Raw genomic sequence first — 10757 nt, 5'->3', positions numbered from 1 at the left:
TTGAGCCCCGTCAGAAATGATGGGGCTTTTTTTTATAAAACCTTTAGTAAAAGTATGGATACAAATAGAACTCCAATAGGGAGTAAACAAAGTATCCAGATGCTGTATTGCGGTATTTTGTTATGAATCACTTTAGCATTTTTTACACGTCTTTTCTTTCCGCTGTATTGGATCCAATTTTTGAAATAAAGAATGATGGCCAAAATACCAAATAATGTCCAAGCTTTAGAGGATGACATGGTGTTTACTCGCATTTGACTTAAAAATTCTGAAAAGAAAACTCCTAAGAATAGTAGAAAGGAGCATTGCACGATAGTTAGATAGATGGTGCTGATGCGGGTTGCCTTGGTTTTGTGTTTTGTTTTTATGTGGTTAAAGGCGCTATAAAATAGTGCGTCGAAGAAAGTCATATGCGTTAGGTTTTAAACAAAAAAAGCCGACTTAAAAGTCGGCCGAAAGATAGATATAGTTTTGTTTAGTTTGACGCGATGATGGATAAATCATCAATTTGATAGGCGCCATCCAAGGTGGTATCTGTTCCTGAACCTACCACTTTAAAGGCTACATGTAAGGGTCCTGAATAGGAAGAAAGATCAATTAACCCGGAATCCACAAAATCATACCAGTCATCTGATTGCGAGGCAAAATTGGCACTTATAGGTTCCCAAGTGGCAGCAAGCACATCGGTGCCATTGTAGTTGGTAGAAACAAATAGTTCTATAGTGTTTTCAGGAGAATCCAAATGGTGTTGTGCTGTTTTAAAGTTTAAAAACTCATTGTCCTGAGCATCCATGTTAAATGCTGGAGTGACAACCCAAGCAATATTGACAGGGCTTCCGGAATTGTAGGTGCTAAATTCAATATAGCCATTTCCTGAATAGGTTTTTTCTCTCCATTTATAATTGCCTTCTTCGTTGAAATTGGTCCATCCTTCAAAATCAAAGTTGGTATTGTTGATGGCTGTTTGAAAGTCTTCTTCAAAGATTACTGTGAAATCCGAAGGGTCCAAAAGTGAACAACGCGTATTGTTAAGGTTAACATCTTCAGTATTATTTAATGTCAATACCAAGGTACTTCCGTCAAAAGTTTTGTTTACAATTGCTGTTATTAAACCGTTTCCTGTGGGTAATAGGTCGTCTTTGAAATTGGCAAATGAACTAGTCTCTAGAGGAAAGGTGGCGTAACCGAAACCATCACAGGTTTGAAGGGTTCTTTGTGTATCGTAATCTTCAATAGGGTCAAAATAGGTGGCTCCTTCTAGGTTGTCTGCAAATTCTACATTCTCAATATTTATGAGCATTCCAATATTGGCATCGGATATTTGAGAAAAGGTCATTGCTTTAGGGCTAATGGTAGTGGTGTTTTGGGAGCGCAATAAATTAGTCTTGATTTGGTTTTCAGTAAGGGCTACCACAGTGGTCCCATATTGATCGGTTTCTGTTTTGCCCCCAATGGTTGTGACACCGTTGCCGACACGTTCTTCACCAATATATAAGCCTTTTAGATTGATGTAAACTTCTCTGCCTGGGTTGAACTGATTATAGGAATCTACTCTGTTCAAAATTACTTTTAAGGCATTAGTAGGGTTTTCTGGAGCGTTTTGAATAAAGAATTCTTTATAAAAGTTTCCGGTAAAGTCGGACGAGGTTACATAGCCTTTTACATAAATATCGGAAGTAATTTGTTCGATGACTTCTCCTTCTTGGTACATGGCCTTTACCGTTTCCATGGAAACTTCAGTGCCATTTTCCAATAAAGTTTGCAGATTTTGATTCTCTTCATTGCCAAGACTTGTGGGTACTGAAAAATCGTCATCTTGAACACAGGAAGTTATTGTGGTTATGAAGGTGAAAACCGTTAAAAGCGTAAGGTATCTTTTCATTTGTGTACGGATTGCTAATTTATTTTTCATAGTTGTTTTTTTAAAATCTGAAGTAAACATTTACAAAGTAGGTTGTGCCTCTACCGTACCAATATTTGGGTGAAAATACGGGTGTATCGTTACTGGCGTCCTCTTTTAACTCTTGGTAATTGGCATTCCTTCCTTGTTCAAAACCACCGGTTTTATAGGTCTTGTTCAAAAGGTTGTTGATGCTAGCAAAAAAGCCAACGTAATAATCATTGATTTTCCACGATTTACCTCCAATAAGGTTTACTACCATATAGTCGTCAAATCGTTCTTGTTTCAACAGTTGTTTGGCAATTTCGGGGTCGTAATCATTGAAAGGAAGGCCGTCGCTGTCCAAATAGAAATTTCGGGTTCTAGTCAATGGGCTAATATCTACATAGGTGTTTGTAAAAAAGTTGGAAGTGGCTCCTACCCACCAGTAATCGGGGTCTCGATATTCAAATCCTAGGGAATAGGCTTTTTGTGGGCCTCCTGCTATTTTATAATTTTTTAGGTTGGATTGGCCAAAATCAATACCGTTTTCATTGGTGAAACTTGAAGAAGTTAGATACAAATTAGGGTTGTTGTCGTAAGTGTATTGCCCTATGGATGCGACTCCCTTAAGCTTGATGGTTGGGGTGACTTGAGCTTCGATTCCAATTTCGGTGCCTAGGTGTTTTTTGTCAATTCCCTGTAGGATTTCCTGAACAAAGGCAGAAGAGTCATTGTCTTCAATTTCAAAACTGCTAATGCCATCGGCATAATAAAATGAGATTTCGTTGGCGTCTTCAATTTTAGTGTAGAAAGCAGTGATACGAGCCTTAATAATTGGAGATCTAAAAATGTAGCCAGCATCTACAGAAGTTATTTTTTCTTCTTCAATACCTCTTACAACGGCATCGTTTTCACGGGCGTTGGAGTAGGTGTTTCTTAAGGAAGGCGCTTTGGTAATGTAACCAGCGTTAACATCCAATAAATGCTTTCCTGTAATTTTATAAGTGAATCCACCTTTGGCTCCTAAGCCATTAAAGGTGAGCTTTTCGCCTTTCCCGAGCGAGTTGTCCTGATAGCGTTCATGCTGCCAAAGGCCTTCACGTTGGTATGTGGTGGTGCTTAAACTTCCCGAAAGGTAGAAATCTATTTTATTGTATTTGAACAGTGCCTGGGCATATCCTGAAACAATATTAACCAAAAGATTGTAGTTGTAGCGAATTTTTCCGCCTTCGCCCACAATTCTATCAGGGTTTTGAAGGTCATACTGAAAATTGTCAAAACTGTCTAAGTTTAAATATCCCGAACCTCCCAAGAGATCCATAATTTCTGCAAAGTTTTCCGAATTTAAATTTTTGTAGTCGATACGGGCATTCAGTAAAATGTTCTCTGAAATCTCGGAAGAGAAAATAGAGTTGGCTGTAAGTTGCTTGTCATCGCTCCGGTCTTCATACAAAACATAAGCATTTGGCATGCCTGTAATAGTGTTGGTAAGGTTGGCATCGTAAATCCGGTTCCAATCTATTTGGCCATTATTCAAGAAATTTTGTTCCAATTGGTAGGCGGTGTCGTAGTCTGGTCCGTCAGGGTCTGCCAAGGCATAACTTGGTAAGAGCTGGTAATAGGTAGGACTTGGATTGGCGCCACCCGAATAATCCAATCTACTATTTCCTAACTTTCCAAATTGGTAAGCAATGTTGGTATTTAATTTGGTTTTGTCGCTAATGTCCCAATAATGATTCAACATAAGGATGGGCTCTACCACTTCTTTGATCCGCGAGTTGCGTTTTTCTCCATCGTGATAGCCCCAATATTCGTTGTATCTGATGTCTTTTAAATCATAAGCCTCCTGTGTGTTTGGTGATGATTTGCCTCTTCTGTTTGGGGCATAAATGGAAGTGAAATTAAGACTGTGCTTGTCGTTGATTTTCTTTTCAACAGACGCGAAGATGGAATTGGCATCATAAAATGTGGCATCCTGATAGCCTTCATTTCCCCAGCGTCTGCCCACAGATATGGCATAGGCCCAATCGCCTTTTACCAATCCTGAGGCGTATGTAATCATCACGCGATGGGTGTAACTTCTGTTGGAAGAGGAATAGGTCACACGGCCACCTCTTCTATAGCTCGAGGCTCTTGTATTAATATTGTTAGTCCCTAAAATGCCTCCAAAGGTATAGTTGGAAGGTGCTAGGCCTGTTGTGAGTTCTTGGTTGCGTACCACGTCATTTAGTCCGCCCCAATTACTCCATTGGGGCCTGCCGTTGAAAAGTTTGTTCATTTCGATCCCGTTAATCAATACCGAACCATTCTCCGAATCCAAACCTCTTACCTTAAAAAAAGAGGAACTGAACTCAAAAGCAGCTGTACGTTGAAATACATCCTGTGAAGACTGTAACAAGCCAGAAATGTTATCAGAAGCACTGGTGTCGTCATTTAATTCGTCATCAGAAAGTGTGATGGTAAATAGATCGGCAGAATCGGAGACATCAATCGCCATAGTCATATCAGTGATGTCTACTGTTTTTCCGGTTTGGATAACAATGGGATAGCGTTTGGCAATATACCCTATCTTTTCAATTTTAAGGACCTGTTCTCCCAAAGGAAGGTTTTCCGAAAAAGTAAAGCTTCCAAAAGCATCGGTAAGTGTGGTTTGCTGGCTGGATTCAATGGTAACTATTACGCCGGGGATGGGTTCAAATGTGGCCGCGTCTTTTACGCTTCCTTTAACGAGGGTTTGTTGGGCAATCAATAAAATAGGAGAACAAATGGTAACTATGAGGGCAAGTAGTCTTCTTTTCATACTTATAATTAGTGTTAAAATGCTCTTGTTTGTTAAGTAACAGTTATTTAAAGCTAACTAAAATACATTATTTATAAGAAATAAATAAATTTGAATTTGAAACTGTTAGATATTAATCAAAATATAACGTTCACTAAATGAAAAGTTTAAATTACTGCTTGTTTTTGCTGTTTTTAAGTGCATCTTTGGTCATAACTGCCCAGGAAAAGAAGAAATTTAAAATCCATACCGTTGCCTTTTACAATCTTGAAAATCTCTTCGACACTATCAATGATCCGGTAAAGTTTGATGAGGCCAGCCCAATTTTGGAAATGAAAACCAATATCAAGGAGGTATATATGAAAAAGGTCCATAATATGGCTAGGGTCATTTCTGAAATAGGGACAGATATTTCCAATAATTCTCCTGTAATAATTGGCGTTTCCGAAGTGGAGAACCGTCAAGTTTTGGAGGATTTGGTCAACGACTCCTTGCTTTTAGGTAAGAACTACGGAATTGTGCATTTTGATTCGCCCGATGCACGGGGCATCGATGTAGCACTACTTTATCAAAAAGATGTGTTTAGGCCACTTCATAATGCTTCTTATGAATTGAAAATTTATGATGATGAGAGTCAGAAGCGGATTTATACCCGAGACCAATTGCTGGTGTCCGGGGAATTGGAGGGGGAACTGATTCATATTATTGTAAATCATTGGCCTTCCAGACGCGGAGGGGAAGCTAAGAGCAGGCCAAAACGAGTTGCCGCAGCCAAATTGAATAAGCATATGATTGATTCTTTACAGTCTATAAATCCCTATGCCAAGATCATTACGATGGGCGATTTGAATGACGACCCTACCAATGCCAGTGTGAAAACCGTGCTGAATGCCAAGGCCAATCGTGAGGATGTACAGCTGAAAGGTATTTACAACCCATATGAAGATTTGTTCAAAAAGGAGGGATTGGGAACTACAGCTTATCGAGATGCCTGGAGTTTGTTTGACCAGATTTTGATGACCAAGCCTTTAATTGAAAAGGATTATTCGTCATTCAGGTTTTACAAAGCAGGGATTTTCAATAAAAACTATTTAACCAATAAGTATGGTCGGTATAAGGGTTATCCATTGAGAAGTTTTGCGGATGGAGGTTTTACCGATGGATTTAGCGATCATTTTCCTGTATATATCTACTTGATCAAAGAAGTGACTGAATAATAAAAAAGGCGCCAATGAAAATTGACGCCTTTTTTTAATCTTATAACCAGTTGCTCCACGGAATTCTGGAGAGAATCAATATCAATCCTAAAGAATAAAAAATAGCTAAAGACTTGAATTTTGGTTTCGATGTCAATTTCTTTTTGTGTTTCGAGTAACCAATGGTGATAAAGGTTACCGCCAAAATGGCTACAAATGGATGTTCAACGGCCATAAGTCTGGATAGGCTGTTTAAGCCTCCCATGCCATTCATTTTTATGGTTTGCAATCCGTTGGGAGATACAAAGTATAAAATAAGCCCCAATAATAATTGAATATGGGTTACAATAAGCGTGAATAACGAGATTCTGAAATCTTTTGCAGAGAATTCTTTGTCGCTGAAAAATTTCATCAACGCATTAAAGGTTGCTAAAATTAAAATAATGAGAACCAGATAGGCCCAATATGAATGCAGAAATTTGATTGTACTGTACATTTTATGTATTTAAATAATTGGTTCAACAAATGTAAGCAATTTATAAATGGGAGGAGATTATGGTTTAATTTGAAATTGTGATTTTTCTTTGGGTTTGATTGCCGAATTCATCCATAACGGTAATAAGGTGTTCTCCGGTTTCAGGTAAAATGGCCATTTCATGAAGGGTTTCGGTTTGTCCAATAAAGGTTTGGTCCAAATACCAAAATACTGTTGCGTCCTGTTTAGAATGTGCTATTTGGAGGATGAGTTCATTAGTTGCGCCATCAAAATCTTTGGGTAGAAAAACAGTGTTGTTTTCCTTTGGATAGATGAATTGCATATTTGCCTCTTGTTGACCGGAGCAATTTGGTTTGAAAGGCGGTAGGGATTTGTAAAAGGGGTGTTTCGTTTTGTAATAATAGGCCATCAAAGGAGGCAGGACAAACCAAGATTCGTGAAGCATCTGGTTGGTGTCTTCACAGGAGGAATTTACTTGATACGTTCTATCTTTAGTCAAATGAACTAAAATATGGTAAGGGCAAGGTTCTGTTTTGATACCTGTTAATTGCACAAAACTGTCTTGTGGATTTGGGCAGTTCGGGGCTGCTCGATAACCGCTTGTTGCACAAACCTTAATTTCCTGCATCTCATCAAAGGGTTTGGCAAACCAATCGCTGTTGGGTAATAAGTCGAAGACCTCAAAAAGGATGGGTGCTGCAGCCTGTACGCCTACTAAACCAGGTCGGCCTTCTCCATCGGCGTTGCCTACCCAAACACCTACTACATAATTTTGGGTAGTCCCGATGGCCCAAGCATCCCGAAAGCCAAAACTGGTACCGGTTTTCCAGGCAATTTCTTTAGAGCCATCAAAAAACTCCCAATGTTCATCTCCTTCAGGGCGGTTCACGGTTTTTAAACTTTCAAAAGTTAAATAAATGGAAGCGGCATCATACAAGGTTTTCTCTTTCACTTTTGATCCAAAATCAGTCGTTTTGTTGGCTAAAAAAGTAGGTTCGCAAAATTCGTTAGTATAGTATTCACTGGAGGTTTCTGAAAAGTGATTTAAGGTTGAAGAGAGGGCTGCATAACTTTTACAGAGGTCCCAAAGATTGCTTTCGGCGCCTCCTAAAATAAGGGAAAGGCCATAATGGTTGGCTTCATGGGTGAGGTCTTTTAGGTGCAATGATTTTAGATAATGATGAAATCGGTCCAGCCCAAATTCCTGAAGCATTCTTACCGAAGGCACATTCAATGATTTGGCCAAGGCTTTGCTTGCGGGCACGGCACCGTCGTAAGTTTTGTTGTAGTTTTCTGGATTGTAGCTTCCAAATTGAGAGGGTACGTCAGCTACCAAAGTATTGGGCAGCATGTCTCCGGCGTCCAACATGGCAGCGTATAAAAAAGGTTTTAAAATACTGCCGGTACTTCTTGGCTTGTCTATAACGTCAACGTCCTTTTGATGAGCTCTGTCAGTAGGTGTATTGCCTACATAAGTGAGGACTTTTCGGGTTTTAACGTCCATAACCAATACAGCTATGTTGTAAATTTCATTTTGGCTGAGTTGGTTGTAATGTTGCCTTACAATGGTATTGGTTTGGTGTTGTAATTTGGAGTCAATGCTTGTTTGAATGCGTTTTCCAGAATGCTCTTTGGCTACTTTTTGCAGCAAATGAGGAGCTGATTGAGGGAGTGGGTAGGGCTTTAGAGGGAGCGCTTCCAAAATAGAAAGCTTGTAAGTAAGAGAATCTATGATTTGATTGCCTAATAATTTTTTGAGGAGTCGATTGCGTTTTTCGAGAAGTCGCTCTTGGTTTTTCCCTGGGTAAATCAAACTTGGAGCGTTAGGCAGGACCGCTAAGGTGGCGCTTTCGGCCCAAGACAATTCAAACGCATTTCTGTTGAAATAGCGCCATGAAGCGGCATCGAGGCCCACTACATTTCCTCCAAATGGTGCATGACTGGCGTAAAGGTTTAAAATAGTCTCTTTGCTATGGCGCAATTCCAATCTCGTGGCCAAAATAAGTTCAATGCCTTTTTCGAAATAAGTACGCGGTTTTCCTTTTCGGGAAAGCCTTATAACCTGTTGGGTTAGGGTGCTTCCACCACGTTTAATGCCTTCCGAGGCGAGGTTGTCGCGAATAGCCTTAAAAATGGATACAGGGTTAAACCCTGGGTGTTGGTAAAAATATTCATCTTCAAACTGTAGGATACATTTCTTGAATTTCTCTGGAATGCTATCGGTTTGTGGAAAGCGCCATTGGCCGTCTTGAGCAATTAATGCTCCCAAAAGTTCATTTTTGGAGTCGGTGATTACAGTAGTTGTTGGATCCTTGAAAAGCTCTTTTGGAAGGCAGAAATAGTAGGCCAAACTCAGAAAAACGATAATGGCAGATGTTTTGGGATAACGCTTTAAAAGGTTCATTATGAAATTGAAATGAATGCAAGAACGAAATTAAGGATTTAAAGGTAGGAAACGCTTTGTAAGTCCTACAAAAATGCTGTCAAAGAGGTTCTATCTGTTTTGAATGTTATTTGAAGGTTAAAAGGCAGTTGATATTTCCCTGAATTTTGGCCTTGCCTTAATTTAACGCCTCATTTTAACTACAAATTATACTATATTTTATGAGGAAACTTATTCTCTTATCTATCTTCTTGTGCCTTTCTTTAAATATGTCGGCACAATTAGTACCCGTTTTTTATGGTGATGCTGTTTCTCTTGGGGATGATTGTTATCGGGTTACCGATGATGTAGCGTCGCAAAGTGGTTCTGTATGGTACGATAACCCTATAGATTTGAATGCTGATTTTAAAATTATTTTTGATGCCAATTTTGGAGATAACGATGCCAATGGTGCCGATGGTATGGCCTTTGTTATGAAAACAACTTCTACTCCAGAAATAGGAAACTCTGGCGGTGGTTTAGGGTATGAAGGAATTACACAATCCTTGGCTGTTGAGTTTGATACTTGGACCAATGGAAATAGAGCTGATCCCCCTGGCGGTATAGACCACATGTCTCTTATGAAGGGAGGAAATGCGCACCATAGTTCAATCGATAACCTTGCTGGACCTATAGATATATCGGCGACTTCAATTAATGTAGAGGACGGTTTATACCACGAAGTGAAAATTGAATGGGTAGCGGCTACACAAACCTTTACTGTGTTTTTTGATTGTAGTGAGCGAATTGTATATAGCGGTGATATTATTAATACCGTGTTTGGCGGTGTTTCTGAGGTGTATTTTGGTTTTGCAGGTTCTACAGGTGGTGCTTATAACCTACAACAAATCTGTTTCAAATATGTGTCTTTTGCTAATACCTTGGCCTTGGCGGATCAAGAAATTTGTATTGGAGAAAGTATCGATACAGTAGATGCTACTTATGAAAATGGAATTGGTTATGAATGGCAGCCATCTACAGGTGTTAGCGATATTAGTATTCCTAACCCTGTGTTCACACCAACTGAGAATACCACGTATTTAGTAACGGTTTTAGACAACTGTGGTGTTGTAGTATTTACCGATAGTTTTGATGCTGTTGTAAATCCATTGCCTACAATTACTGGTGAGGATGTAGAATTTAATTGTATGACCAATTCTGCTGAAATTTCAGTGGATGTAGAAGCAGGGGTGGAAGTCAACTGGTATGATGCTCCTACAGGGGGGGCTTTGTTAATGTCTGATAGTACTGTTTTTGAAGTTTCTTCGCCAGGAACATATTATGCGGAAGCTATTAGCGAGGCTGGATGTGTGTCTGAAGTTAGAGCAGAGTTGGTTGTTAGTGTATCCCTTCCAGACGCTCCTTTAAGCGATGGTGATGTAGATTTTAACTGTACCAATAATAATGCGATGCTTACTGTTTCTGTATCTGAAGGTTTAGAAGTGAATTGGTACGATGCTGCAGTAGGAGGTAACCTTTTGTTGGAAAATAGTACAACTTATGAAGCTACGGAAGAGGGAACTTATTACGCAGAAACTATCGATCCTATTACAGGCTGTGTGTCGGAAACTCGAACTGCAGTAGCTACTTCCATCATCTATCCAGAAATGCCAATTAATAATGGTGAGGATACAGTTTGTGGAGGAAATGTTACCCTTTCGGTAAGCGTTCCAGAAGGTGTAATTGTGAACTGGTATAGTGCCGATACAGATGAGTTGTTGTTGGCAAACAGTTCAACCTATCAAGTGTCAGTTATTGGAACTTATTACGCTGAGGCGGAAATTGAAGCAACGGGGTGTAAATCTGAGAATAATGTATATATAGAATTGGTTAACTGCGAGATCCCTCAGGGAATCTCGCCTAACGGCGACGGCTTGAACGACTATTTTGAGCTTAGCAACTTCCAGGTCCACAATATCGAGATCTATAACCGCTACGGTACCTTGGTGTACTCTAAGCGTAACTATACCAACGAGTGGTAC

7 protein-coding genes are annotated in these 10757 nt (G+C 39.5%); 2 read left to right on the top strand and 5 right to left on the bottom strand.

The annotated features are described in order from the left end of the window. Nucleotides 1-32: 32 nt before the first annotated feature. The 3 genes from AC6I5C_RS17495 to AC6I5C_RS17485 all read right to left on the bottom strand — a co-directional run bounded on the left by AC6I5C_RS17495 (nucleotide 33) and on the right by AC6I5C_RS17485 (nucleotide 4682). Nucleotides 33-410: a hypothetical protein gene (locus AC6I5C_RS17495; protein ID WP_497906292.1), complete on the bottom strand. Its 378-nt coding sequence runs from the start codon at nucleotides 408-410 to the stop codon at nucleotides 33-35. 65 nt (nucleotides 411-475) lie between these two features. Continuing rightward, complete coding sequence (locus AC6I5C_RS17490) at nucleotides 476-1912, bottom strand: DUF5689 domain-containing protein (RefSeq protein WP_497906291.1); 1437 nt, start codon at nucleotides 1910-1912, stop codon at nucleotides 476-478. 10 nt (nucleotides 1913-1922) lie between these two features. Next, nucleotides 1923-4682 (bottom strand): carboxypeptidase-like regulatory domain-containing protein, encoded by a 2760-nt coding sequence (locus AC6I5C_RS17485; RefSeq protein WP_497906290.1) that lies wholly within the window; start codon nucleotides 4680-4682, stop codon nucleotides 1923-1925. Nucleotides 4683-4819: 137 nt separating this feature from the next. Here AC6I5C_RS17485 and AC6I5C_RS17480 point away from each other — a divergent pair, with 137 nt between their 5' ends. Then, nucleotides 4820-5878 carry an endonuclease/exonuclease/phosphatase family protein gene (locus tag AC6I5C_RS17480; RefSeq protein ID WP_497906289.1) on the top strand — a complete coding sequence of 353 codons (1059 nt, stop codon included), beginning with the start codon at nucleotides 4820-4822 and terminating at the stop codon, nucleotides 5876-5878. 40 nt (nucleotides 5879-5918) lie between these two features. Here the strand turns inward: AC6I5C_RS17480 and AC6I5C_RS17475 are convergent, their stop codons facing one another. Both AC6I5C_RS17475 and pbpC read right to left on the bottom strand, forming a co-directional pair. Next, the gene (locus tag AC6I5C_RS17475; protein WP_053990034.1) at nucleotides 5919-6353 is read right to left on the bottom strand and encodes a hypothetical protein; all 435 of its coding nucleotides are present in this window, start codon (nucleotides 6351-6353) and stop codon (nucleotides 5919-5921) included. Nucleotides 6354-6417: 64 nt separating this feature from the next. Then, nucleotides 6418-8757, bottom strand: coding sequence for a penicillin-binding protein 1C (gene pbpC, locus AC6I5C_RS17470; RefSeq protein WP_497906288.1), 2340 nt, complete (start codon nucleotides 8755-8757; stop codon nucleotides 6418-6420). A gap of 248 nt (nucleotides 8758-9005) precedes the next feature. Here pbpC and AC6I5C_RS17465 point away from each other — a divergent pair. Further along, nucleotides 9006-10757, top strand: a 1752-nt coding sequence (locus AC6I5C_RS17465; RefSeq protein ID WP_497906287.1) for a lectin-like domain-containing protein, incomplete at its 3' end; no start/stop codon positions are given.

The organism is Mangrovimonas sp. sgz306409 (genome assembly GCF_059735265.1).
Note: the sequence above shows the minus strand (reverse complement) of the source record. Positions and strands in the feature narration are given on the sequence as shown.